Origin of the sequence: Agrobacterium sp. CFBP2214 (assembly GCF_030209895.1) — a bacterium.
Lineage (GTDB): Bacteria > Pseudomonadota > Alphaproteobacteria > Rhizobiales > Rhizobiaceae > Agrobacterium > Agrobacterium radiobacter.
The window spans coordinates 183,195-208,432 of sequence record NZ_JARVRC010000005.1; the positions used below are offsets into that span (position 1 = coordinate 183,195).

At 60.2% G+C, this 25,238-nt stretch carries 26 protein-coding genes and 1 tRNA gene; 18 read left to right on the top strand and 9 right to left on the bottom strand.

The window, feature by feature from the left end; translation table 11 throughout:
- Positions 1–184 precede the first annotated feature (184 nt).
- Together iolG and QRN60_RS15410 are read left to right on the top strand one after the other, a co-directional pair.
- Positions 185–1,177: an inositol 2-dehydrogenase gene (gene iolG, locus QRN60_RS15405; RefSeq protein WP_112295872.1), complete on the top strand. Its 993-nt coding sequence runs from the start codon at positions 185–187 to the stop codon at positions 1,175–1,177.
- Between the two features lie 477 nt (positions 1,178–1,654).
- The gene (locus QRN60_RS15410; protein WP_112295873.1) at positions 1,655–2,536 is read left to right on the top strand and encodes a DMT family transporter; all 882 of its coding nucleotides are present in this window, start codon (positions 1,655–1,657) and stop codon (positions 2,534–2,536) included.
- Between the two features lie 22 nt (positions 2,537–2,558).
- On the opposite strand, the gene ocd is transcribed toward QRN60_RS15410, so the two are convergent.
- Both ocd and rocF read right to left on the bottom strand, forming a co-directional pair.
- Positions 2,559–3,614, bottom strand: coding sequence for an ornithine cyclodeaminase (gene ocd / locus QRN60_RS15415; RefSeq protein ID WP_112295874.1), 1,056 nt, complete (start codon positions 3,612–3,614; stop codon positions 2,559–2,561).
- Positions 3,615–3,627: 13 nt separating this feature from the next.
- Positions 3,628–4,548 (bottom strand): arginase, encoded by a 921-nt coding sequence (gene rocF / locus QRN60_RS15420; protein WP_080867059.1) that lies wholly within the window; start codon positions 4,546–4,548, stop codon positions 3,628–3,630.
- Between the two features lie 129 nt (positions 4,549–4,677).
- On the opposite strand from rocF, the gene QRN60_RS15425 reads away from it, so the two are divergent.
- The gene (locus QRN60_RS15425) at positions 4,678–5,115 is read left to right on the top strand and encodes an Lrp/AsnC family transcriptional regulator (protein WP_003508428.1); all 438 of its coding nucleotides are present in this window, start codon (positions 4,678–4,680) and stop codon (positions 5,113–5,115) included.
- A 123-nt stretch (positions 5,116–5,238) separates the two neighbouring features.
- A tRNA-Gln gene (locus QRN60_RS15430) sits at positions 5,239–5,312 on the top strand.
- A 63-nt stretch (positions 5,313–5,375) separates the two neighbouring features.
- Here the strand turns inward: QRN60_RS15430 and bioZ are convergent.
- Genes bioZ through bioB form a run of 5 tightly spaced genes read right to left on the bottom strand, consistent with a single transcriptional unit; the run spans position 5,376 to position 10,522 of the window.
- Complete coding sequence (gene bioZ, locus QRN60_RS15435; protein ID WP_087746333.1) at positions 5,376–6,362, bottom strand: 3-oxopimeloyl-[acyl-carrier-protein] synthase BioZ; 987 nt, start codon at positions 6,360–6,362, stop codon at positions 5,376–5,378.
- 56 nt (positions 6,363–6,418) lie between these two features.
- Complete coding sequence (locus QRN60_RS15440; protein ID WP_112295875.1) at positions 6,419–7,714, bottom strand: adenosylmethionine--8-amino-7-oxononanoate transaminase; 1,296 nt, start codon at positions 7,712–7,714, stop codon at positions 6,419–6,421.
- A complete protein-coding gene (gene bioD, locus QRN60_RS15445; RefSeq protein WP_112295876.1) occupies positions 7,711–8,349 on the bottom strand; it encodes a dethiobiotin synthase in 639 nt (212 codons plus the stop codon). The genes QRN60_RS15440 and bioD overlap by 4 nt, the downstream gene beginning before the upstream one ends.
- Positions 8,346–9,491, bottom strand: coding sequence for an 8-amino-7-oxononanoate synthase (locus tag QRN60_RS15450; protein WP_112295897.1), 1,146 nt, complete (start codon positions 9,489–9,491; stop codon positions 8,346–8,348). The genes bioD and QRN60_RS15450 overlap by 4 nt, the downstream gene beginning before the upstream one ends.
- Positions 9,488–10,522, bottom strand: a complete 1,035-nt coding sequence (gene bioB, locus QRN60_RS15455; protein ID WP_112295877.1) for a biotin synthase BioB — start codon at positions 10,520–10,522, stop codon at positions 9,488–9,490. Before bioB ends, QRN60_RS15450 begins: the two co-directional genes overlap by 4 nt.
- Positions 10,523–10,754: 232 nt before the next feature.
- On the opposite strand from bioB, the gene QRN60_RS15460 reads away from it, so the two are divergent.
- The 9 genes from QRN60_RS15460 (at position 10,755) to QRN60_RS15500 (ending at position 17,730) form a co-directional block, all read left to right on the top strand.
- Entirely contained in the window at positions 10,755–11,201 is a 447-nt protein-coding gene (locus tag QRN60_RS15460; RefSeq protein WP_112295878.1) for an acetyltransferase, read from the top strand.
- 99 nt (positions 11,202–11,300) lie between these two features.
- The gene (locus tag QRN60_RS15465; protein WP_060723774.1) at positions 11,301–12,200 is read left to right on the top strand and encodes an AraC family transcriptional regulator; all 900 of its coding nucleotides are present in this window, start codon (positions 11,301–11,303) and stop codon (positions 12,198–12,200) included.
- Positions 12,201–12,284: 84 nt separating this feature from the next.
- A complete protein-coding gene (locus QRN60_RS15470; RefSeq protein WP_112295879.1) occupies positions 12,285–13,217 on the top strand; it encodes a hypothetical protein in 933 nt (310 codons plus the stop codon).
- A gap of 165 nt (positions 13,218–13,382) precedes the next feature.
- On the top strand, positions 13,383–13,748 hold the full coding sequence (locus QRN60_RS15475; protein WP_162694843.1) for a hypothetical protein: 366 nt from the start codon (positions 13,383–13,385) through the stop codon (positions 13,746–13,748).
- 87 nt (positions 13,749–13,835) lie between these two features.
- On the top strand, positions 13,836–14,066 hold the full coding sequence (locus QRN60_RS15480) for a hypothetical protein (RefSeq protein ID WP_003508366.1): 231 nt from the start codon (positions 13,836–13,838) through the stop codon (positions 14,064–14,066).
- Positions 14,063–15,538 carry a TolC family protein gene (locus tag QRN60_RS15485; protein WP_060727539.1) on the top strand — a complete coding sequence of 492 codons (1,476 nt, stop codon included), beginning with the start codon at positions 14,063–14,065 and terminating at the stop codon, positions 15,536–15,538. The genes QRN60_RS15480 and QRN60_RS15485 overlap by 4 nt, the downstream gene beginning before the upstream one ends.
- A gap of 14 nt (positions 15,539–15,552) precedes the next feature.
- The gene (locus QRN60_RS15490) at positions 15,553–16,902 is read left to right on the top strand and encodes a multicopper oxidase family protein (protein ID WP_080864632.1); all 1,350 of its coding nucleotides are present in this window, start codon (positions 15,553–15,555) and stop codon (positions 16,900–16,902) included.
- 43 nt (positions 16,903–16,945) lie between these two features.
- Positions 16,946–17,422 (top strand): cupredoxin domain-containing protein, encoded by a 477-nt coding sequence (locus QRN60_RS15495; RefSeq protein ID WP_003508363.1) that lies wholly within the window; start codon positions 16,946–16,948, stop codon positions 17,420–17,422.
- Between the two features lie 23 nt (positions 17,423–17,445).
- The gene (locus QRN60_RS15500; RefSeq protein WP_003508362.1) at positions 17,446–17,730 is read left to right on the top strand and encodes a copper-binding protein; all 285 of its coding nucleotides are present in this window, start codon (positions 17,446–17,448) and stop codon (positions 17,728–17,730) included.
- Between the two features lie 87 nt (positions 17,731–17,817).
- Here QRN60_RS15500 and QRN60_RS15505 read toward each other — a convergent pair whose 3' ends face one another.
- Complete coding sequence (locus QRN60_RS15505; RefSeq protein WP_031234596.1) at positions 17,818–18,654, bottom strand: phosphatase PAP2 family protein; 837 nt, start codon at positions 18,652–18,654, stop codon at positions 17,818–17,820.
- 174 nt (positions 18,655–18,828) lie between these two features.
- Between QRN60_RS15505 and QRN60_RS15510 the strand changes: the two genes are divergently transcribed.
- The 3 genes from QRN60_RS15510 (at position 18,829) to QRN60_RS15520 (ending at position 21,786) form a co-directional block, all read left to right on the top strand.
- Positions 18,829–19,527, top strand: coding sequence for a response regulator (locus QRN60_RS15510; RefSeq protein ID WP_020010098.1), 699 nt, complete (start codon positions 18,829–18,831; stop codon positions 19,525–19,527).
- Positions 19,524–20,681 (top strand): ATP-binding protein, encoded by a 1,158-nt coding sequence (locus QRN60_RS15515; protein ID WP_020813631.1) that lies wholly within the window; start codon positions 19,524–19,526, stop codon positions 20,679–20,681. The genes QRN60_RS15510 and QRN60_RS15515 overlap by 4 nt, the downstream gene beginning before the upstream one ends.
- A 151-nt stretch (positions 20,682–20,832) precedes the next feature.
- Positions 20,833–21,786 (top strand): DUF535 family protein, encoded by a 954-nt coding sequence (locus QRN60_RS15520; protein WP_112295881.1) that lies wholly within the window; start codon positions 20,833–20,835, stop codon positions 21,784–21,786.
- Between the two features lie 30 nt (positions 21,787–21,816).
- Here the strand turns inward: QRN60_RS15520 and QRN60_RS15525 are convergent, their stop codons facing one another.
- Entirely contained in the window at positions 21,817–23,334 is a 1,518-nt protein-coding gene (locus QRN60_RS15525; RefSeq protein WP_112295882.1) for an MFS transporter, read from the bottom strand.
- 130 nt (positions 23,335–23,464) lie between these two features.
- On the opposite strand from QRN60_RS15525, the gene QRN60_RS15530 reads away from it, so the two are divergent.
- Both QRN60_RS15530 and QRN60_RS15535 read left to right on the top strand, forming a co-directional pair.
- A complete protein-coding gene (locus tag QRN60_RS15530) occupies positions 23,465–24,319 on the top strand; it encodes a LysR family transcriptional regulator (RefSeq protein ID WP_003522061.1) in 855 nt (284 codons plus the stop codon).
- Between the two features lie 121 nt (positions 24,320–24,440).
- Positions 24,441–25,223 (top strand): pyrroline-5-carboxylate reductase, encoded by a 783-nt coding sequence (locus QRN60_RS15535; protein ID WP_112295883.1) that lies wholly within the window; start codon positions 24,441–24,443, stop codon positions 25,221–25,223.
- Positions 25,224–25,238: the final 15 nt, after the last annotated feature.

Genomic DNA, 25,238 nt, shown 5'->3' on the forward strand with positions numbered 1-25,238 from the left:
ACGCTTTGTTGCGGGCGCCTTTTCGGCGATGCCGTTTCCGCTGTTCCGTCCCCTCTCAAAACGCTTGACACATCTGCGATGTCGATCTAGCAAAATAGAACATATATTCCATATCGAAACATTGCTTGCATTCATATTCTGTCTTTCCGGGAGTGAAGGGCGGGTGTGAGAAACCGGAGGAAAGATGGTTACGAAATTGGCACTGCTCGGCGCTGGACGGATCGGCAAGGTCCACGCCAAGGCGATCACCACCGACAGCCGTGCGCAGCTGGTGGCCGTTGTGGACGCCATGGCCGGTGCTGCGGAAGCAATCGCCCGCGAAGCGCAGTGCAAGGTCAGCACGATCGATGAGGTTCTGGCCGACAAGACGATCGATGCCGTCATCATCTGCACGCCGACCAACACCCATGCCGACCTGATCGAGCGTTTCGCCCGGGCCGGCAAGGCGATCTTCTGCGAAAAGCCCGTCGATCTCGATGTTGCCCGCGCGGAAGCCTGCGCGAAGGTGGTTGAGGAAACCGGTGCGAAGGTGATGCTCGGTTTCAACCGCCGTTTCGACCCGCATTTCCAGGCCGTTCACAAGGTCATCGAAGATGGCCGCATCGGCAAGGTGGAAATGGTGACCATCACCAGCCGCGACCCCGGCCCGCCGCCGGCCGAATATATCAAGGTCTCCGGCGGTATCTTCCGCGACATGACCATTCATGATTTCGATATGGCCCGCTTCCTGCTCGGCGAGGAAGTGGAAAGCGTGTTTGCAACCGGTTCGGTTCTCGTCAATCCGGAGATCGGTGCGCTGGGTGATTTTGACAGCGCCAGCATCATCCTGACGACGAAAAGCGGCAGGCAGGCGGTCATTTCGAACTCTCGCCGCGCGACCTATGGTTACGACCAGCGCATCGAAGTGCACGGCTCGCTCGGTTCGGCAGCGGCCGAAAACCAGCGCCCGGTTTCCATCGAAATCGCCAATGCGGAAGGTTACACCCGCCCGCCGCTGCATGACTTCTTCATGACGCGTTACACGGCGGCCTATGCTGCGGAAATCACCGCCTTCATCGACAGCATCGAAAACAATGTCGCGCCCTCGCCTTCCATCAAGGACGGGCTGGTCGCGCTGAAGCTGGCCGACGCCGCGCTGAAATCCACCGCCTCGAAGGCGGCCGTAAAGATCGGCTGAAGCCACAATCGGGACGCTGTGCGTCTTGCTGAACCCTCTGTCCGCCGCGCAATTGTTGACGGCGGACAGCCGTGCCTGTCCCAAGGCCTTCGGCAGCAGGCCCACATCATCCAAGCTCCACGTCAACCTGCAGCGCGTCGCACCTCTCAGATATCACAATAGGCTGGCGCACCCACCGCCCTCATTCCTGTGCTCGTCACAGGAACCAGCCGACGCGCGTCTGCGCGGCGGGAGGACCGCTTTCAGTCCAAGGACTTGGACTGGCTGGATCCCTGTGACAAGCACAGGGATGAGGGGGAGAGCATCGCAAAATTACATTCCAGCAATTGACCTTTGAGAAGGCAGCTTCCGGACTTGCATGGCAGCTATTCGGAAAATAAGGTTGTCTGACAAGGTACGGCCATAACATATGGCTGTTACCCACCTCATTCACCCCGAATACTCTTTTGCCGGCGGCAGTCGGATAGCGGTTTTTTCATGCCATCACCCAGGACCGGCTTTGTTTATGCGCTTGTCGCTTTCACGATCTTTGCGGCGCAGGATGGCATTTCGAAGCATCTGGGCAGCGCCTATCCGCCGGTCTTCGTGGCCATGCTGCGATACTGGGCCTTTGCCGTTTTTGTTCTGCTGATGGCTGCAAAATCCGCCGGCGGCATCAGGGGCGCCGTCATGGCCAACCGTCCCTGGCTGCAAATCGGCCGCGGTGTGCTTCTTGCCGTGCAGATCGTTTTTTCCATCTTCTCCTTCGCCGTCGTCGGGCTGGCGCACAGCCATTCCATCCTCGCCTCCGCGCCGCTGATCGTTGCGGCATTGTCCACGCCGTTGCTGGGAGAACATGTGGGCTGGCGACGCTGGTGCGCCATTTTTGTCGGCTTCATCGGCGTTCTCGTCATCCTCAAGCCGGATGGCGAAGGCTTCGACAACAAGCTGATCATCACCTTCGTGGCCGCCTTCATGCTGGCGCTCTACAGTGTCCTGACCCGCCTCGGCAGCAAGAGCGATTCAGCGATGACCAGCTTCTTCTATACCGGCGTGGCCGGTGCGGCGGCGCTGACGCTGGTCGGCCCGTTTTATTGGGTCAACCTCGCTCCGCAGGATTGGGGATGGATGCTGGCGCTCTGCATTACCGGCATGAGCGGCCATTATTGCCTGATAAAAGCATTCGAACTGGCGGATGCCGCCTCGGTGCAACCCTTTTCCTATTACCAGCTGGTGCTCGTCTCCATCATCGGCGTCACCATCTATGGCGAGGTCGTGACATCAAACATGGTGATCGGTGCGGCGATCGTTATTGCCGCCGGCCTTTTCACCATCTGGCGGGAACATGTGGTTGCCAGGAGGAGCCGCCGCCAAGCCTGAGCCTCACGCCCGGCGAGATCGATCAGACGAGAGCCGCCTCACAACGCAGAAGCATCCCAAACAGATCACGCGGCTCATCCGGATCGGCCAGCAGATCAAGCTCCGTATAAAGGCCCGTGGATGGCAGTTTTGAACGCACGTAACGCAAAGCCGAAAAATCTTCGGTCGCGAAACCAACGCTGTCGAACAGCGTGATCTGCCTGTCGCTTGCCCGTCCCTCCCTTGCGCCGGCAATGACCTGCCAGAGCTCGGTAATGGGATAATCCGCCGGCAATTGCTGGATTTCACCTTCAATGCGCGTCTGCGGTGGATATTCCACGAAAATATCCGATCGCAAAAGGATGTCCCGATGCAATTCCGTCTTGCCGGGGCAATCGCCGCCGACGGCGTTGATGTGAATGCCGGGCCCGACCATGTTGTCGGTCAGGATCGTCGCATATTGCTTGTCAGCGGTAACTGTTGTGATGATGTCAGCCCCTTCGACCGCTTCCTGCGCGCTCTCGCAGATCTTGATGGCAAAACCCTGCCCGGCGAGATTACGGGCGCATTTTTCACTGGCGGACCGGTCGATATCGAAAAGGCGCAACGTGTCGATGCCAAGAATCGCCTTGAAAGCGCGCGCCTGGAATTCGCTCTGCGCGCCATTGCCGATGATGGCCATGGAGCGGGAATTTTTGCGGGCGAGATATTTCGCCGCGACGGCTGATGTTGCGGCGGTGCGCAGCGCCGTCAGGATCGTCATCTCGGTCAGAAGCAGCGGATAACCATTGCCGACATCGGAAAGCACGCCGAAGGCCGTCACGGTCTGGCGGCCTTCTCTCATGTTCTTCGGATGGCCGTTGACATATTTGAAGCCGTAAAGCGTGCCATCGCTGGTCGGCATCAGTTCGATGACACCTTCCTTCGAATGCGAGGCGATGCGCGGCGTCTTGTCGAAGCTTTCCCAGCGGCGGAAATCCTCTTCCACCACATCGGCAAGCTCGCGCAGGAACGTATCGATACCCACGCGCAGCACGAGTTTCATCATCTGATCGACGCTGACGAAGGGCACGATATTGAGGTTCGGTATCACGGTCATCACATCACCCCTTTCAGCCGGCCCGTGTCGGGCGGTCCATGACCCGCTTGCCCAGCAGGCTGGCGGCAAGATCGACCATCAGGGTCGCGGTTCTGCCGCGCTCGTCGAGAAACGGGTTGAGCTCCACGAGATCAAGACTGCAGACCAGCCCGCTATCATGCAGCATTTCCATGACGAGATGCGCCTCGCGGAACGTCGCGCCACCCGGAACCGTGGTGCCGACGGCCGGCGCGATGGACGGCTCAAGAAAATCGACATCGAGACTGACATGCAAAAGCCCGTTTGCCGCCTGAACCCGCGCCAAAAATTGACGCAGGAGAACGGCAACGCCGTGTTCGTCTATCGAACGCATGTCGTGAACGGTGATGCCGCTCTCTTCCAGTGCGGCCCTTTCGGCCGGATCAACGCTGCGGATGCCGATCATGCCGATATTGTCTTCAGGAACCGCATGGGAAAGCGGCGGGAAATAACCCTCAAACCCCTTTCGCCCGCTGAAATAGGCAACCGGCGTGCCGTGCAGATTGCCGCTGCGCGTCGTTTCCAGCGTGTGGTAATCGGTATGGGCATCGAGCCAGAGCACGAAGAATGGCCGACCGCTCTCTGCCACCCGGCGCGCCATGCCGGCGACCGTCCCCGCAGAAATCGCATGATCGCCGCCGAGGAAGATCGGCACAGCGCCGGCGCTTTCACGATAGGCAGCCTCCGTCAGCGCCTCCGTCCAGGCCACGGTTTCAGCCAGATGATGCACCGCCGGGTTGGGATGGCAAAATTCTCGCAACGGCGCGGGCGTCACATTGCCGGTATCGACGACCCGATGCCCCAGTTCTTCGAGAGCGTGTGCCAGCCCTGCGACGCGATAGGCGCTGGGGCCCATCTCGCATCCCAATTGCCCGGCCCCGATCTGCAGCGGCGCACCGATCAACCTGATTTCCATTCCCGTCCTCGCTTTCCTGCCAACACACCCAGTTCAACACAATGACCTGGCGAAATGAACATCAAATATTGGCAATATTATCGAAATAAGCTATCGATCTGCTAGAATTAATTTATCAAACTGGTCATCATGGATAATCTCGACGAACGGCTCATCACCCTTTTGCGGCATAATGGCAGGCGCAGCATTTCTGATCTCGCAATCGAGACGGAAACCTCGCGCGCGACGGTGCGCTCGCGCATCGAAAGAATGGAGAACGACGGCACCATCATCGGTTACACCGTCATTCTACGCGCCGACGCGGTGGAGGCGGCGATCCGCGGCATCATGATGATCGAGATTGAAGGCCATGTGACTGATCGTGTCATCCGCACCCTTGGCGGTTTTCCGGAAATATCCGAAATCCACAGCACCAACGGCCGCTGGGACCTGATCGTGGAACTCAACGCCGCCACACTCAGCGATTTCGACGCGGTGCTCCGCCGCATCCGCCTGGTGCCCGGCATCACCGGCAGCGAGACCAGCCTCCTGCTCTCCACCCCGCGCTCCACCCGCGCACGGCTCTGACCCCTGAGACGAAACGCAAAACAGGGATAAAACGCATTTTTCGATTTTTTCGACTTGCGCCCCGCAATAAATCATCTATATGACGACCCACCAAAGCGAACGCGGCAACGTGCTTCAGGCTTTTGGGGAATAGTTCAATGGTAGAACGACGGACTCTGACTCCGTTAATCTTGGTTCGAATCCAGGTTCCCCAGCCAAATATCTCCAAATAAAATCAGCTTCTTGAGTTTGGAATGGTCCGCGTCATCGCGATGCCCCGTTCAAACGCGATAAACGACCGCTCCACCAGACATGCCCGCGCCAGCCGCTGTTAAAAGCAGGGTTTCGCCTTCCGCGAAAGGCCTTTCGGCATTGGCGACGGACAGCGAAAGCGGAATGGTTGCGGCGGAGGAATTGCCGAAGCTTTCTATCGTGCGAACCGTCTTTTGCCTGTTGATACCGAGATTGCCGCAGACGGCGTCAAACATGCGGGCATTGGCCTGATGGGGTACGAAACGGTCGATGTCGGCTGCCGTCATTCCGGCCTCGTTCAGCACCCTTTTCGAGGTCTCTGTCATCAGCATCACGGCGCGGGAGAAGACCTCGCGGCCATCGCGCATTGTCATTAGCACCTCTTCGGCGGATGTATCGGCAGAGAACGGCTGGCTACTGCCTCCCGCCGCTATCTGGATCAGATCATAACCGCCGCCATCCGCAACAAGATCGGCTGACAAAAGCCCACGCTGCGCCTCTTTGCAGGGCTTGAGTACAACGGCGCCGGCGGCATCAGCGAACAGGACCGCGCTTGCCCTTTCCACCGGATTGATACGGCGGCTCAATATATTGGCGGCAACGACGAGCACGGCGCGGCCGTGGGTGCGGACAAAGCCATCGGCAAGGGTGAGCGCATAAAGAAAGCCGGAACAGGCCCCAGCGAGATCGATCGCGCCGGATCGGACGAGGCCCAGCCGGTGTGCGAGCAGCGGCGCCGAGGGTGGCAGAAGATGATCCGGTGTAGAAGTTGCAAGCAGCGTCAGCGCGATCTCGGCGGAGCCAATTTCCGCATCTTCCAGCGCCATGCGGCCGGCTCTTGCGGCAAGGCCGCTCAACGTGTCACCCTCTTGCGCCCAATAACGCGTGCGGATGCCGGTGCGCCTCTCGATCCAGCCGGCCTCCAGCCCGAGGCTGGCCTCTATCTCGGCATTATCGACACATCTTGACGGAACGGCATGACCAAAACCGGCCATGCGGGAAGAACGGGTCTGCATTGTCAGGGCTTTCGGAGACGGTTCTGGAACAGGCTGAACACGGCCGTACGCTGTTTTCACGCGATGCCGGCCGCACGCGATTTTAACGATGCGGTTTCGGTGACGATCCCGGCCACCTCGTCGATGGCGTCAAAGGCGCTGGTCAGATCTTCCCCCGTCGAACAATAGGGCGGCATCAGATAAAGCACATTGCCGAGCGGGCGGATGACGAACCCGCGCTCGCGGAACAATTGCCGCATGCGCGGGCCCGCCTCGGCGAGATAACCACCGGCAGGCACCACGAGGTCGAGCGCCGCGATGGTCCCCATTTGCCGGATGCCGGTGAAACGCCGGTCATCCGCAAATCGCCGGAGATTGTCGCGCAACATCTGTTGCAATTGCCCAATGCGCTGAAGCACGGGCTCATCCCGCCAGACCTGAAGATTGGCGACAGCGGCAGCACAGGCAATCGGATTGGCCGTATAGGAACTGGAATGGAAAAAAGTCTTGCGGCGATCTGTTGAAAAATGCGCATCGAAGATTTCCACGCTGCACAGCGTTGCGGCGAGCGGCAGCGAGCCGCCCGTAAGCCCTTTGGATGTGCACAGAATATCCGGCGAAATACCTGCCTGTTCGCAGGCGAACAGGGTTCCCGTTCTGCCCCAGCCCGTCATCACTTCGTCTGCGATGACGAGACAGCCATGGCGCTCGGCGATCTGTTTCAGCCCGGCCAGTATATCCGCACCGTACATCTTCATTCCGCCGGCTCCGAGCACCAGCGGCTCGATCAGCAAGGCGGCGATGCGGCCCGAACGGCAGAAGCTCTCGAACATGTCCAATGTCTGCTGTTCACCGCCCGCTTGCGGAAAAGCCAGCCGGTCGACACCGAAGAGCAACGGCTCGTAAGCGGCATTGAACACGCCGCGCTCACCTGTCGACATGGTGCCGATCGTATCGCCGTGATAACCATGCTCCATCACCACGATACGGTCGCGCTTTTCCCCGCGATTGTGGAAATAGCCGAGCGCCATTTTCAGCGCCACCTCAACCGCAGTCGAGCCGCTATCGGAATAGAACACGTGGCTTAACCCGTTGGGTGCAAGTTCGATCAGCCCGCGCGCCAGCGTTTCTGCGGGTTCATGGGAGAACTCGGCGAAAATGACCTGGTCGAAGGCTTCTGTCGCGGCGCGGATGGCCGCCATGATCCCGGGATGCCGGTGCCCGTGGGTGATGACCCACCAGGAGGAAATGCCGTCGAACAGGCGATTGCCGTCCTCATCGACGAGAAATGCGCCTTCCGCTGATACGACGCGTTTCATCGGCGGTTCCAGCCCGTGCTGGGTGAAAGGATGCCAGACAGGGGAACGGCTCATGCAGGCGCCTCCAGAAAATCAGCGAGATTGAAGTGTCGGGCAAATGCCTGATGCAGCGCCTCTGATGTCATCTCCGGCAGGCGCGGCAGACGGCCAAGCAGGCGAACAGCGCCGACATTGGCGATGACGCACTCATTTTCCCGGTTCTCGTCGCCGATGAAGACCACGCCCTGCACCGGAATGGCGCGACGCCGCAACGCCTCAAGCGAGAGCAGCGTGTGGTTGATGGTGCCAAGCGAGGTCCTTGCGCACAGCACAAGCGGAATTTGCCAGCGGGCGAAAATATCGGCGAACAGCAATGTGTCTGTCAGCGGCACCAGAAGCCCGCCCGCCCCCTCGATGACAAGAGGTCCATCCGTTTGCGGCGGCATCAGAAGCGCGGGATCGATCGTTACATTCTCAAGGTGGGCCGACAGATGTGGCGAGGCCGGCATTTTCAGGCGATAGGCCTCCGGCACGATACGGGCCTGCGGCACACCCCCCAGCCGTTCCACCGTCTCACTGTCTGTTTCTTCCTCCAGCCCGGATTGCACGGGCTTCCAGTAATATGCCTGCAGGGCGTGGGTCAGCGCCGCGGAAAAAACCGTCTTGCCGATGCCCGTGTCGGTGCCTGAAATGACGAAACGAGGGCTCATTTCCGCTCCTCCGCCAGCGAAACGGCAAGCAGCCCTACCATATCGGCGATCTGTCTCTCATCCACGTTGAGCGTGATGGCGATGCGCAGGCGCGCCGTGCCTTCCGGCACCGTCGGCGGGCGGATCGCGCGCACATCGAAACCGCCTTCCCGCAGATGCGCGGCGATACGAAGCGAACGGGCATTGTCACCGATCATCACCGGTAATATCTGCGAGCCGCCGGGGGCAACGCCAAGCCGGGAGCGAAGCTCTTCGCCGGCAAAGTTTACCAGCTCCGCCAGCCGCAAACGCCGCCACGGCTCATCGACGATGATACGCAGGGCTTCCCGCACGGCCGCCGCCATCAGCGGCGAAGGCGCGGTCGAATAGATGAAACCGCGGGCGCGGTTGACGAGATAATCGGCAAGAACCGCCGGCAGGCTCAAAAGCGCGCCGGAAAGGCCGAGCGCCTTGCCGCAGGTGTGCAACGCCACCACATTGCCGTGGCCTTCCAGCTCCGCGGCAAGGCCGCGCCCGCCGGGGCCGAACACGCCGGTCGCATGCGCCTCGTCGACGACAAGGAAGCCCTCATGTTTCCCGGCAAGATCAGCCAGGGCCGCAAGCGGGGCACGGTCCCCATCCATGGAATAAAGGCTTTCGACAGCGATCCACGGGCGGCCCCGGCCACCCTCCCGCCGCCAGCGGATTATTTCCCGTTCGAATGCCTCGACCTGATTATGCGGCACGGCGATCACCTTCGCCTTGCCGGCGGCAATACCATCATGGACGCTGGCATGGATGAGGGCGTCGTGAAGGACGAGGTCTTCCCGCAGCGGCAATGTGGAGAACAGCGCGACATTGGCGGCAAAACCGCTGCCGAAATAGATTGCTTTTTCAGCCCCGAACAGCCCCGCTGCTTCCGCTTCCAGCGCCTCATGTTCGCGGTGGTTGCCGCGCAGCAGCCGCGAGCCGCCGGCCCCTGCCGGCACGCCCCTTCCGATGGCATCGGCAAATGCCTCCTTCAGCCGGGGTGAATCGGCAAGGCCAAGATAGTCGTTGGAGGTGAAATCGATCCCCTCCTGGGGAGCGAGCACGCGCAGCCGCGACTTGCGCTGCAGGCCGGCGAGCTTTGCCTCATAGGGGAAGAGCGCCGTGAGATTCACCGGCACCCTCCCGTCTCCCCAGACTGCAATTCCGTGGGCTGCAGTTCCATCGGCTTCAGGCCCAGCCGGCGGAAAAGCGCCGTATCGTGGTCCTCACCCGGATTATCCGCCGTCAGCAGTGTCTCACCGATGAAGATGGAATTGGCACCGGCCAGGAAACAGAGCGCCTGTGTCTCATCGCTCATCTCCGTACGCCCGGCCGAAAGCCGCACATGCGAACGCGGCATCAGGATACGCGCCAGCGCGATGGTGCGGATGAAATCGATGGGATCAACGGGATCGGCATTGGCGAGCTTCGAGCCGGGGATCGGGATCAGCATGTTTATCGGCACGCTTTCCGGCGGAACCGGCAGGTTGGCGAGCGTCACCAGCATCGAAATCCGGTCTTCCACCGTTTCCCCCATGCCGAGAATACCGCCGGCGCAGACCTTGATGCCGGCATCGCGGACATTGGCAAGCGTTTCCAGCCGGTCCTCGAAGGTACGGGTGGTAATGATCTGCGAATAAAACCGCTCGGACGTGTCGACGTTGTGATTGTAGTAGTCGAGACCGGCATCGGCCAGCCGTTCGGATTGTTCCGGGGTCAGCATGCCGAGGGTCATGCAGGTTTCCATGCCGAGCGCCTTCACGCCCTCGACCATGGCCACCACCGCCTCCATGTCGCGCTCCTTGGGATTACGCCAGGCAGCCCCCATGCAATAGCGCGTCGCCCCGCCTTCCTTCGCCTTGCGCGCCTCAGTCAGCACCCGCTCCACTTCCATCAGTTTGGAGGCCTTGAGGCCGGTGGGGTTGCGGGCGGACTGGCTGCAATAACCACAATCCTCCGGGCAGCCGCCGGTCTTGATGGATAAAAGCCGGCTCATCTGGATGGCATTGGGATCGAAATGACAGCGATGCACCTGCTGGGCGCGGAACAGGAGATCGTTAAACGGCAAATTATAGATAATTTTTGCTTCTTCGAGTGACAAGCTGCTGCCAATATCTAGAATCGGAGCTGGGTTTCTGTCGATTTGCGTGACGATCTGGTCCATCTGTCGATCTCTCCCTCAAAATAAATAGATAGAAGTTCTTTTTATCTATTTTTTTCGGGCTGCTTTTTGCAAGCACTTTTTCGAGAAAAATTTCCGAGAGGAGAGATGGGCGGCACATGCGGGATCAGAATCGCCGGGTTTCAATGCTGAAATTCATTGAATACGCACGCACTCACGGAAAAGATCGGATCGGCCAATGGCGTGAAAACTCCGCACTTGCTAAGGGTGAGACATGATCGCACTTCGTCCCTCCGAGAGCCGCGACGCTGTCCGCATCCTCGACATATGGAGCAAAGCAGTCGACGCCACCCACCAGTTCCTCCTGCCGGCGGATCGCGCCGCGATCGGGGAGGAAGTCGACGCTTTCCTGCCACAGGCGCCGCTGACGCTGGCCGTCGATGCTTCTGACCATGTCCTCGGTTTCATGTTTCTGCATGAAGGGCATATGGAGGCGCTTTTCATCGATCCGGACCATCATGGCCAGGGCATCGGCAAGGCACTGGTGCAGAGGGCGCTTGCGCTTCATCCCGCGCTGACCACTGACGTCAACGAACAGAACGGCGAGGCCATGGGTTTTTATCGTCGGCTGGGATTCGAACCGACCGGACGCTCCGATCTGGACGGACAGGGGCGACCCTATCCACTCGTTCATCTTCGATTTCGCGCAACGGAAAAATAGGCCGCCGGGATCGTCGGGGAGGATCAAGCCACGAACACCATAGTCCGCTTCGCAACCGACGATTTTTTGCCCGAACACCGCTTCGACCAATGGCGCGAAGTGCGCGGCAAAAGCCTGTTTGGCGTGACGATCGAGCTTGCACGGGATCTTCGCCACAGTTTCAAGGGTTCGTTTCAGGCGCGCGCCGTCGCCGGCGCCGTGGCAACAGAAATGCGCGCTTCGTCTTACCGGGTAAACCGCACGGAAGCCGATATTGCCCGCATTGCCGGCAACAGCCTCTGCATCGGCCTGCAGGTCAAGGGTTCGGGGTTTCTGCATGCCGGCAGGGATCAGGTTCACGCCGTCGGCGGCGGCGATATCACCATCAACTATTCCGACTTGCCCTATGACGCGATACCGGGAAACGAGGCCGATTTTCACTACAAGATGCTAAAAATCCCCGTGGACTACGAGGTCATGCTCGGTCAGGCCACCGATGACCTGTTTGCGACGCGTTATGCGGAAAACAATAGTTTCGCCCTGCCCTTCCGGGCCCTTTTCAACGCGCTGAACGCTGCCCCCGGCAGGCTCATCGATCCCGCACGCGATGTCACGCATATCGCCCGGCTTGCCATGACGGCGCGCGGACGGCTTTCGCCCGCCATGCCGGAGGTGCGCGCCGCGCTCAGGACCGGGCTCTGTTATGCGGCCCAGGACATCATGATACGAAAAAAATCCCGGCAGAACCTCACCCCTGCCGCAGTCGCGAAGGAACTGGGCATTTCGCTTCGGCAATTGCATGTGGTTTTCGAGGGTGCGGAACTGTCGTTTTCCCGCACGCTCTCCTCCATGCGGATCGAGGAAGCGAAGCGGTTGCTGCTGGCATTCCCCGCTCTGCCGGTCACACAGATCGCCTATGGCTGCGGCTTCGACAGCCTTGCAACATTTTACCGTGTGTTCGCCGGCACCTATGGCATGACGCCCGGTGACGCCCGCGCTGCGGATATGCCGTCGGCTTAAAATTTCACCTCTGCGCGCAATGAGAAGACGCGCCATTTCAGCTCCTGTAAGGCCGCTAGACCATCCCATTCCGGAGCGCGGCCCATGACCAATTTTTTCGACTTTGCGATTTCCCGACTACCGGCCGTCGTCGCCGATGGCCGCGGTCCGGCACCCTGCGAAATAGAGGCGATGCTGCAGAAAGAGCCCTTCGCGGCCGCGCTGCGGCTTCTATCGGGTAGCTTTATCGCCCTCTACGAAGGCTCGCCCGAGATGACCGCGCTCTTCGCAACACGCCAGAACCGGCTTCTTTGCCATGCGCTTCTGGCGCTCTATTTTCAGAAATGCGGGGACTGTGAAACGGCAACGGGAGAAGCAGCCCTGACGCGGGAAGATTTCGGCCATCTGGCGCTCCGGCACGGGCTCGCCAGCCACAGCGTTGCCTATGCCTTCTTCAAAGCGGCGCTGAAACGCGGAATGACACGCCCGGTCGACCAATCCGGCAACGGGCCGGGCAATGGGGTGGCGCCTTCAGCCCCGGCGCTGGCGATGCTCGCGCAATGGTACGACGTGCATTTTCAGGCGCTGGACCTGCTCGATGAGGGCTTCAGGGCATCGCGCTTCATCAGGCGATCGGAAGCCCTGCTTCCCCATATCCACCCCCGTGTATCACAGGCGTTTCTGTCACATCCGGAGGTGCGCTGCCCCGGCCCGCTTTCCATCATTTTCAACTGGTTCGATGCGGGCGGCCTGCTGATGGACCGCCTTATCGCCGGGATCGACTGGGAAAGACCGCCCGAACAGGGCAAACGTGTGACCGATGTGGAAACCGTGACACAGCTGGCGACCTCCCTCTCCGTGTCACGCATCCATGTCGGCCGCAAGCTTGCAGCGGCCGAACTGATCGGCGGCATAGGCTGGAGCGGACGGCGCGGCCGTTCCGCGCTCTGGATCTCGCAGGGCTTTTACGAGGAATATGCCCGCACACAGGCCCGCAAGCTTCTCATTCTCGATGATGCCTTCATCGACGTCGTGTGAGCTGCGGACAAACTGCACGCCCTGCCATTCGACTGGAAGGTTTGGCTCCGCATCAAGCGCGACATAAAGGCTTTCGTTGATGGTTATGAGGGATATCCATTGACAAATCACAGGACTGCAGCTTTTCTATCCAGCATGCGTGAGATGTTGCGAGCATCGAAATTGATGGCCCTGTTGTTCAGACTGGTGATGATCCTGTCACTGGCGGGCTATAGCGTTTCCACTGTCAATGCCGCAATGCATCCTGCCGAAGCCGGTGGAATGCAGCACGATCAGTCCGCCATGATGGATCACGGCGGTTCAGCCATGATGTCCGACAGTCATGATCACAAAGATATGGCCGCCGAGCATGATAGCGGCACCCAAAAAACCGCAAAGCCCCAATGCTGCGGCGATTTCTGTCTCGGCATGGCGGTCCTGATCAGCCACGACACCACTGGCAGACCCGTCGTCAACAGCATCCGTTCCTTCCTTGACGACAGCAAGGCGCTCGGCCAGACCCCGCTGCTTCACCGCCCCCCGAATATCTGAACAGGCAAAGCCCGCCTTTGGGCAATGACCGTGCGTGAGCGGCTTTAGCGCCGTCGCGCCGTTGCATCTCCTGTTCGGAAAATATCCATGAACCCGATTTATATTGTGGTTGCAGCGCCCCTGCTTCTGGGCGGCTGCACAGCCACATCCCTGATGAACGACGCCGCCTCCTATGACGATGCGGCAAACCCGACGCTTGGCGCGGGGCCCATCCGCTATCAAACCCCGGTTGCGGGTTACACGCACCGCGCGCCGGTGGACCCGAAGCCCTGGCGTAACCAGAACGATGCACAGGCTCCGAAAGGAGATGCATCATGACATCACGCACATTCAAGCTCGGCGCTAAACTCGCGGCCACCCTTTGCCTGCCGTTTCTTCTCGGCGGCTGCGTCACAGCCGCCCAATATGCGTCGCGCGACGCCGGTTTCACCAATGTTTCGGCCCGAACATCCGAAGCAACAGGCAAGCAGGCGGTCTGGGTGCAGAACCGGGCCGAGGCGCAGGCGACGCAGGCCCGCGTCAAATCGCTGATGACAACCAGCAAGACCCTTGATGTCGAGACGGCGGTGCAGGTTGCGCTCCTGAACAACAAGGGCCTTCAGGCGGCCTATGCCGATCTCGGCGAATCCGCCGCCACCGCATGGCAATCCACCATGCTGGTCAATCCGCGGGTCGGCATTGGGCTGACGGGGATCGGCACCCCGGGGCTCAGGGCCTACAAGGCGATCGAAGGTGTCGTCGTCACCAATATTCTGGCGCTCGCTACCCTCAAGGAAAATGTCGAGATCGCCGATACCGGTTTCCGCAAGGCGCAGCTCGCGGCCGCGCTGAAGACGCTGCAACTGGCGTCGGATACCCGCCGCGCCTGGATCACCGCAGTGGCAGCATGGGAAAATGTCGGCCAGCTGGCGCAGGCGCAGACCGCGGCGGATGCCGCCTCGGAACTTGCCGTCAAGCTTGGAGAAGCCGGCTCGCTCAACAAGGAAGGTCAGGCCCGCGAGCAGGTCTTTTATGCCGAACTGACCGGTCAGATCGCCAAGGCGCGACTTGAGGCCCGTCTTGCCAAGGAGGAACTGACGCGGCTGATGGGACTGTGGGGAGCGGATATCGAATACACCATTCCCAACCGCCTGCCCCCGCTTCCGAAGGCGCTTAACAAACGGGACATGATCGAGGCCGAGGCGCTGCAGCGCCGTGTGGACCTACAAATGGCCAGGCTCGATCTGGAGGCCACCGCACGATCGTTCAAGCTCACCGAGGCCACCCGATACGTGACCGATCTCGAAATCCGCTCGGGCTTCGAGACCGAACGCGAGCTGGAAGACGGCGAAAAACACAAACAGACGACCGGCAATGCCGAGCTGGAATTCGTCATTCCGATCTTCGATTCCGGTCAGGCGCGCATGCGGGAATCCGAACTTGCCTATATGCGCGCGGCAAACCTGCTGGCGGAAAAGGCGGTCAATGTCCGCTCGGAAGCCCGCTCGGCCTATCAGGCCTATCGCTCGAATTACGACATCGCCCGGCACTATCGCAACAGCGTGGTGCCGCTGCGCACCAAGATCGAGGAGCAGTCGCTGCTGACCTATAACGGCATGATCACCAACACCTTCGAACTGCTCGCCGACAGCCGGGAAAAGGTCAATTCAAGCCTGCTGGCCATCAATGCCAAACGCGACTTCTGGCTCGCGGAGGCCGGCCTCGCTCCCGCCATCTACGGCGGAGGTACAGGTGCTGCGGCAGGTGCGGAGACCGAGGTTGCCGCCGCTGGCGGCGGTGGCGGACATTGAGAAAGGAAATCACCATGTTCAATAGAAGAAACTTTCTGGGTGTCGGCGCCGCTATGGTCTCCACGGCGGCCTGGGCGAAAACATCGAATAGCAGCCTGCCGGAAGCAGCCGTGATGGAAACGGCCGCGACCCAGGCTCCGGTCAAGCCCACCACCGGCCCCGATTACAACCCGGTCGTTACCCTCAACGGCTGGACCCTGCCCTTCCGGATGAACAATGGCGTCAAGGAATTCCACCTTGTCGCCGAGCCGGTGGAGCGCGAAATGGCGGAGGGCATGACCGCCCGGCTGTGGGGCTATAACGGCCAGTCGCCGGGCCCGACCATCGAAGCCGTCGAAGGCGACCGGGTGCGTATTTTCGTCACCAACAAGCTGCCGGAACATACAACGATCCACTGGCACGGCATGATCCTGCCGTCGGGCATGGACGGCGTCGGCGGCCTGTCGCAGCCGCATATCCCTGTCGGCAAGACCTTCGTCTACGAGTTCGATCTCGTGAAGTCGGGCACCTTCATGTACCACCCGCATTCGGACGAGATGGTGCAGATGGCGATGGGCATGATGGGCTTTTTCGTGATCCACCCGAAGGACCCGGCATTCATGCCCGTGGATCGCGACTTCGTGTTCCTCATCAATGCCTTCGACATCGATCCCGGCTCCTATGTGCCGAAGATCATGACCATGACCGACTTCAATCTGTGGTCATGGAACAGCCGGGTGTTTCCGGGCATCGATCCACTGGTGGTTTCCAAGGACGACCGGGTGCGCGTGCGCGTCGGCAACCTGACCATGACCAACCACCCGATCCACATGCACGGTTACGATTTCGAAGTGACCTGCACGGATGGCGGCTGGGTGCGGCCCGAGGCGCGATGGCCGGAGGTCAGCATCGACATCCCCGTGGGTGCGATGCGCGCCTATGAATTCGACGCCAAATATGTCGGTGACTGGGCAATCCATTGCCACAAGTCGCACCACACGATGAACGCGATGGGCCATGACGTCCCGACCTTCATCGGCGTCGACAAGAAGACCGTCACCGAAAAGATCCGCAAGGTCCGGCCGGAATATATGCCGATGGGCACCGCCGGCATGGCCGATATGGGCGCGATGGAAATGGAGATCCCTGAGAACACCGTTCCGATGATGACGGGATGGGGTCCGCACGGCCCCATCGAGATGGGCGGCATGTTCTCCGTGGTGAAGGTTCGTGAAGGCATCTCCGCGGGCGATTACGCCGATCCCGGCTGGTACGAAAACCCGCCCGGAACCCAGGCCTGGGAATGGACCGGCGAGTTGCCGGATACACAGAAAAACACCGACCCCAAAACGCAGATCACGCCGCAACCGATGAAACACGGCTGATTGCGCAGACCAACGACCCCATCAAAATCAAGGAACATACAGAATGACCAAATTGAAACTTGCACTGCTTCTCACCGCTCTCGCCACGCCTGCCCTGGCATCGGGCACCCACGGCGGCGGCCATGCAGCGATGGCGATCGGCGAACCCGGCGACAAGGCCAAGGTGACCCAGACCATTCAGGTGACGATGAAGGAAACGCCCGACGGCAAGATGCTGTTCACGCCCGCCAAGTTCGAATTCAAGAAGGGTAAGACGGTTCGCTTTGTCGTGAAGAATGTCGGCGAACTGGACCATGAATTCATTCTCGATGAACAGAAGGCCAATCTGGAGCACAAGGCCGCCATGGAGAAGGCGCCGGAGATGGAACACGACAATCCGAACGCGATCAGCCTCGCGCCGGGCGAGAGCGGCGAAATCGTCTGGAAATTCACCAATGACGGCATGTTCGAATTCGCCTGCCTGAAACCCGGACATTACGAGGCCGGCATGCGCGGCGATCTCAAAGTTTCTGCAAAATAATCCAGCAACAAAGGAATATGACCATGAAGACCATCGTTAAAATCACCGTCGCAGCAGCACTCCTGCTCACCGCTCCCCTCAGTGCATTCGCAGAGGAATTCACCAAGGGAACGGTCAAGAAGGTTGATGCTGCGGCCAAAAAGGTCACCATCATCCATGAAGAACTGAAGAACCTCGACATGCCGGCCATGACGATGGTGTTCCGCGTCAAGGACGATGCGCTCCTCGCCAGGCTCAAGGAAGGCGCCAATATCGAGTTCATTGCAGAACGCGCCGAAGGCAAGCTTGTCGTCGCACAGGTGAAATAAGGCCTCAGCAGCCGGTCCAAAAGAAACAGAAAGGGCAGCGGTTTTCCGCTGCCCTTTCTGTATTGGTGTCAGGACGTCCTGCGAACTCTAGTGTTCGGCAAATGGCCTTGGTCCTACGGCGGGCCGCGACCCGCCGACCTTGGGCGAGAAGGCCGCGTCTATCGCCTGCCGATTGTTCATGAACGGCCGTTGGAGCAGAAGGAACACCACGAGCATCAAGGGCCATGCAATCAGGACATCGGAGAGGAAGTGAGCCCCCATCGCCACCCTGTTCAGGGAGACAATCACGATAAACGGCGCCAGTATTGCGGTGCCTATCAGGCGAAATTTCTCTGGCAGGAGGATGATGAAGGCCAGGAGGGCGACTGCGGAAGCACTTTCACCGGAAGGAAAAGAGCAGTTTCGGGCGCAGCTGCCATTGAGGGAAAGAACCGGCGTAAAAACCAGCTCTCCCCCGAACTCTGCGAGATGCCGCGGCCTTGCCCTGCCGAACAGGTTTTTCAGGGCATGCACCGTGGCTCCTGGTCCAATAGCAAAAAATACCATAATAAACAGTAGCTTATGTGGCGGCAAAAGCCGCGGCAAGCCGCGCGAAAATGGCATGGCGAAAAGCATGCCCGCAAGTCCTGATAACAAGACCGCCGGAAGCATGCGGTTCAGATCACGGACGGCAATCAGGAACTCGTCCTCACCGAGGGTGAAACCGCCCGCCCAGAATTGCCGGCTCACTTCAAGATCGATATCCGGCCTGATCGTAAAGACGATCATCATCGCAAAGGCGACCAGCAGAGCCTGCAGAGAGGGGCTGCCGGAAGCACTCGCAAATGCCTGACGGACGACAAAGACGGCGTTTGCGCGAAATTTCGACCGCCGGGTCCAATTCCGCTTCTTTTGGTGGGTTTTACTGGCGAGAGACTGGTGCATGACCAGTTCTCTTCCGCAGAAATGTCAAGGCATTGCGGAGAAAGACACAAGACTGCAAGGAAAGCGGTGCGCATTGGCTTTATTAGAGGATAGAGGCTCTTGCCCGACGTTTCGCATCCGCTTAGCGTCCCGCCACCACCACAGCCTATATATGAATAAATTTGCGGGTTCAGCATGGACAAAGGGCTTATTCTGATCGTCGAAGACGACCCTGATATCATTCAGATTCTGGACGCCTATCTCATTCGCGAAGGATACAGAACCGTCAGAGCCAGCGATGGAGAAACGGCGCTGACCCATTTCTCCATGTTGAGGCCGGATCTGGTTCTCCTCGACATCCGCCTGCCGAAATTCGATGGCATCGAGGTGCTGAACCGCATCCGGCGGGAACGGGAAACGCCCGTCATCATGGTCACCTCTCTTGCGGAGGATATGGACAAGCTGACCGGCCTTCGCCTCGGCGCTGACGATTACATCGTCAAACCTTTCAACCCGCATGAGTTGATCGCCCGGGTGAATGCCGTGCTGAAACGCACGCGACAGCCAGGCTCCGGCGGGGTTTTGCGCTTCGGGGCCATCGAAGTGGACACCGAAGCTTATGTTGCGGCCGTCTGCCATGGTGGAGAGCGGGCCGTTCTGCCCCTGACGCTGAGCGAGTTCCGGATCCTCGCCCATATGACGCGCCGTCCCACCCACGCCTTTCAGCGCGCCGACATTCTCGACGCCTGCCTGCCGGAAAGCGATGCGCTGGCGCGCACCATCGACACACATATCGCCAATCTGCGCAAGAAACTGACGGATCATGGCGCCTGCGGTTATCTGGTCTCGGTGCGCAGCGTCGGTTATCGGCTGGCCGGGGAGCAAAAACCATGAAGCCCTGGCGACTCCGCCTGCGCACGATGACGGCGATCACCATCACCACGATGCTCATCTTTGCCGTTGCTTTGGTCTATTTCGGCGTTTCCTGGTATGCGGACAACATTGAGGAGCGCATCATCGCCCAGCTGTCGCCCGATGCCGCCAAGGCCTTCTCGGATATCGACCTGGGCATGATGCCGGATCAACGCCAACTTCAAGCCCTTGTCGAGGTTTTGCCGGGCCTGGAAGATCAGGCAGATAACGAGCTTATCAAATCGGTGTTCGTCTTCGGATTGCTCGGTGTCTTCCTGTGCAGCTTGCTTGGTTATTTCATATCTCGGCGCATTGCCGCACCTCTCGGCGAACTTGCTGATGCCGCGCGGCGCATGGCGACCGGCAACTTCAGCGGCGGCGCAAAGATCAAGGCGAGCCCCATCACCGAAGTCGCATTTCTGGTCGACAGTTTCGAGACTCTGACGCGGGAACTTCAGATGATGGAACGCCGGCTGAAGTTCAACACGATGGCAGTGGCCCACGAGCTGCGCACCCCACTCACGATCCTGCGGGGCCGTTTGCACGGCATCGCGGATGATGTCTTTCCCCTCGACAAGCAAGCCATTCGCCACCTCATCGTCCATGTTGAGGGACTGGCGCGTCTTGTTGACGATTTGCGCACACTTTCGCTGGCGGAAACCAACAGTCTCGTCAAAGACACCGAACCGCTTGATCTTGCCGCCGAATGCGCGGCGGTGGCTGAAGCGGCCCGGCCACTGATGGATGAGGTCGGCATTGATCTCAATATGTCGCTGGAGCCCGCACCCGTTTGCGGCGATCGACAACGCCTTCGGCAGCTTCTGCTGATTCTGATGGATAATGTGCGCCGCTACGCGGCGAGCGGCGGGTTTCTGCGTTGTTCGACCGGGGTTCAGGACGGGCGCGCCTTTGTCGCGATCGAGGATAAGGGGCCGGGCTTTCCCGCTGGCGTCGAGGCGCACGGCATCGAACTCTTCTGGCGGACGGAACCGTCGCGCGCGCGCAAAACCGGTGGCACAGGTCTCGGCCTGTCGATTGCCCGCGCAATCGCACGGGCGCATGACAGCGATCTCCAGATAAAGGCGCGGCCGGATGGCGGAACTATCGTGACGATTGTCTTCGGGGAAGCCTCCTAAAATATCCCGGCCAACCGTCTCTTTGCGGTTGCTTGTTTTTGCGCTGAGGCGACGAACCGGTCTTCACATGGGACAGGCTGTTTCTCGACAGAATCTTGACAATTCCGGCGCATGCCCCGGCTGAACACCATGTTCTGCCGGAAGCCCATTTATGTCGCGCATTCAAGATGCTGCCGTTCTGGCAGAGAAACTCCCGGTCACGGATGATGTGGCCGAGACAGTTTCGGAAACACCCCGTTTTTTGTTGCTCTGGAGAATTATGACCTTTGCCCGACGCGCCTACTGGAAGCGGGCGGTCCTTTTCTGGCTGCGTTTTGCGATCAATCCATTGGTCACCTTTCGGTGGTGGCGGTTTCTGGCGGATTTTTCAACAGAGCGAAAATTACCGCTCCCGCATGACGACCTTCTCCAGAAACCCCTGTCGAAACTTCTTATCAATAAAGTTTCCCAGAAGAGACGGCTGGCTTTTCTCATGGATAATTTCGCAATTGCGGACCGGCATTTTTCCAGGAGCGTGATGGCCGGGCTGTGGGCGGGAAAAACCATTGATATGGGCACCGTTTGCGGCCGGAACGATGAATATCGATGCATACTGGCCTTGGCGGATTGTTGCGGCGGCCGACACGAGGGTGCGTTTTCCATCAGACTCATGGATAGCCATGACAACACCGTTCTGTGGACGGCAACGTTTACTTTCGTGGAAGGGTGCGAAACACAGAACCACACGATTGTCGTTGGCGGCATGCAGGGTCCGCGCGCCGCGAAGGAACAAATGGTGTCGATGACGCGCGATCTCTCGGGACTTCGTCCCAAGGAGGCTGCACTGATGGTTCTGCAAGGTCTCGCCGGTGAGGATGCACATGACTATTTCGCTGTCGCCCACTCCAGACACCCCATCCGTTACCGGCGCGCCCGACGGCAAAAAATGATGGTTTCGGACATCGATGCATTCTGGCGGGAACGCTCTGGCGAGCCGGATGAAATATTCGGTTTCAAGGTGCCCTTCTCCAACCTTGAGGGTGGAGATAAACGCAGCCAAATGAAGTCCTCTTTTTTCAGCCTCGGCAAACGTCTTGCCGAGGCCGGAGTAAACGAAAGCGGCTGAGGCTCGTCCCAGGTTGCCTGGGACTTCGCGCTAACCATGGGCAGGTTTTCGCGCCGGACCGAAGATCATGAAACTGATGGCGGCAAGGAGCCAGACGCTGATGCCGGCATAAAGCATGACCAGACCAAAACCGTCCGCAAGCGCCTGATGGATGAGCTCTTCCGAAACACCCTGCGCCGCGCCGGCGGTGCCCGCCGCGATCTTTTCCGCAAGCGACTGCAACGCATTGATGTCAGCACCTGTTGGCAGGTTTGCCCGAAGCGAAGCCCGGACGCCCTCGACCAGAATAAAGCCCATGATCGGGATGTTGATGGCGAGCGAGATCATGCGCGCGCTCATGTCGATACCCGAAGCCATGCCGGAACGGGCGGGGGAAACCGCCCCTGTGGTGGTGTTGGTAACAGGCGTATTGGTCAGTCCGAGCCCGATACCGGCAAGGATGCAGCCGGGCAGCATGGTGAGCCAGCTCGCATTTTCGATGCCGCTTCCCAATTTCATCAACATGAAACCGAGGCCGATGATGAACAGTCCGGCCGGTATGACGAGGCGCGGCTGGTAACGCAACGACAGGCGCTCCGCCAAAGGCGGCACCACCAGCGCCGGCAGCGTATAGGCAAGCAGGCCGAGGCCGGCGGTGACGCTGTCATAACCGAGGCCTGCCTGAAACCAGATCGGCAGATAGATCATGAACGGCCAGAAGCTGATGTTCATCGCCGCCGAACCGATGATCGCCCCGGAAAAAGGCCGGATGCGGAAGACGGAGAAGTCGAACATCGGTCGCGTGTTGAGCTTTTCAGCGAACACGAAGGCGATGAAGCTCGCAACCGAGACGCCAAGGATCAGAAGCGCCGCCGGGCCCACAAAACCGAGTTCGGGTCCCTGCGTGATGAAAAAGGCAAGGCAAAAAACGGCAACCGAGAGCGTGACCATGCCGGCAATATCGAGACGCGCCGCTTCCGGATCTCGCGATTCTCCCACACCACCGGCGGCGAGCAGCCATGTTCCCACGCCAAGCGCGACGTGAACGAGGAACACCCATTCCCAGCTCCACAGCGCAACGATGGCGCCGCCGATGATCGGGCCGAAACCCAGCCCCACGCCCGAGACGATGCCCCACCAGCCGAACGCCATGCCGCGTTCACGGGCCGTGCGGAACTGATGCGACAGGATGGCGATCTGGCACACCAGCATCGCCCCGCCGCTCAGTCCCTGCAGGAAACGCGCGCCGATCAGCACCGAGACGTTTTCCGTCATTCCGCAGGCGAGAGAGGACAGCGAGAAAGCGGCGATGCTGGCGATGAAGACACGTTTGCGGCCGAAGCGATCGGCCAGCGCGCCCGTCGCCATCAGCACCATCGTCACGCCGATCGTATAGGCATTCATGATCCACTGAAGCTGCCGGAAATCCGCGTGCAGCACCTGTTCGAGTGTTGGCAGGATCGCCGGAACGCTGGAAATTTCCAGTCCGAACATCAGGGCGGAGAGACAGACGGCAGCGAGCGCCGTGGCGCTTCTGCTGCCCGCTGGTGCGGTAACGGCAAGGGTCATTCTTCAGCCTTTCATGGGTCGGCGCGCAATGGCGAAAACCGATCTGTGGAGGAGGCAGGCTAGACAAAGCTTGACCATAACTGAATTGGATGATTGGCTATTTCAGAGACAACAAATCGGAATAATCGACATGAGCACGCTGGATGTTGAGGCCGTCGAGGCCTTCGTCACCATCGCTGATATGCAGAGCTTCACCCGCGCTGCCGAAGCGCTCGGCACCACCCAGGGCGCCATCAGCGTCAAGCTCAAACGGCTGGAGGACAGGCTCGGCCAGCGGCTGCTCGAACGCACACCCCGCTCCGTGCGGCTATCCGCACAGGGTGCGGTATTTCTGGCACCCGCCCGCGAGTTTCTCGCCGCGCATGATCGGGCTCTTGCAGGGCTTTCCTCGCCGCGCCGCCGTTTCGGCCTTGGTATTGCCGCCCATGTGGCGGGACCGGAGGTTCCGACCCTTCTTGCACGTCTCAACGACCACGACCCCGGGCTTACGATTGAAGTGCGGATGGATCATTCCCGATCCCTGCTAGATGCCTTCGACCGCGGAGAGATCGATGCGGCAATCATCCGCCGCGAGGACGACCGGCGCGACGGCGAGGTGCTGGGACCGGAACATTTCGGCTGGTATGCAACCCCGCAATTCGAACACCGTCAGGGTGAACCGCTGCGGCTGGCGGCGCTCTCACCCGCCTGTGGTGTGCGTGACATAGCCACCCGCGCCCTGGATGCGGCGGCGATTGCGTGGACGGAGGTGTTTCTTGGCGGCACATCGTCGATGGTGACGGCAGCCGTCTCGGCCGGGCTTGCGGTTTCCGCCTTCTCCTCCCGTCTTGCACCACCCGGCACGGTGGAGGTCAGCCAGCGTTTTGGCCTGCCACCCCTGCCCTCTACCGAAATCATCATGTTCTCGACCCTGACGGACAGCAGATCCCGGGAGGCGTTACGCACGCTCGCCGCCGCCTTTCGCGAGCATCGGCCGGGATCGTGACCATGATCACGCAGATTGACACCGTCCGCTTGTCGACAACTACCGGCGGAAAATCTAGCATCGGGCGAAAATGACCCGGCCGATGTCTCTCTCGGTCCAATCGCTGCAGTGGAGTCCCCTCATGTCCCTTCCCCAGAAAATCGGCTTTATCGGAACGGGTGCCATCACGGATGCGATGGTGCGCGGCCTGCTCGCCAGGCCTACCGCCTTGCCGCATGTCATGGTGTCCCAGCGCAGCGCGGATATCTCGGCCAGGCTTGCAGTCGATTTTCCGCAGGTGATCATCTCCGGCGACAATCAGGCGATCGTCGATGGCTGCGATACCGTCATGCTCGCGATCCGTCCGCAGATCGCCGAAGAGGTCATCCGGCCTCTCCGGTTCCGCGACGGGCAGAAGGTCATCAGCGTCGTGGCGGCAACCAGCCGCGAGTCGCTCCTGGACTGGATCGGCGCGGATGTGCGTCTCACCCAGGCGATCCCGCTACCCTTCGTCGCCCGGCGCAAGGGCGTCACCGCCATCTATCCCGCCGATACAGATACTGCCGCAATCTTCAACGTGCTCGGCAATGCGGTGGAATGCGAGACCAAGGCGGAATACGACCTTCTGGCCGCGGCCAGCGCTCTGATGGCCACCTATTTCGGCATCATGCAGACCACGACCGAATGGCTGGCCGAGAATGGTCTGCCGGAAGAAAAGGCGCGCGCTTATCTTGCCCCCCTCTTCGCCGGCCTCTCCGAGGTGGCGGTGCTTGCTGGAAGCAAGGCGGATTTCAACGGGATCAGCCGTGAATTCGCGACAAAAGGCGGCCTCAACGAGCAGGTGCTGCTGGACTTCGACGGCAAGGGCGGCTCAGGGGCGCTGAAAGACGCATTGAGCCGCGTGCTGGAGCGGATTACGCAATAGCCGGACAGGTGCAAC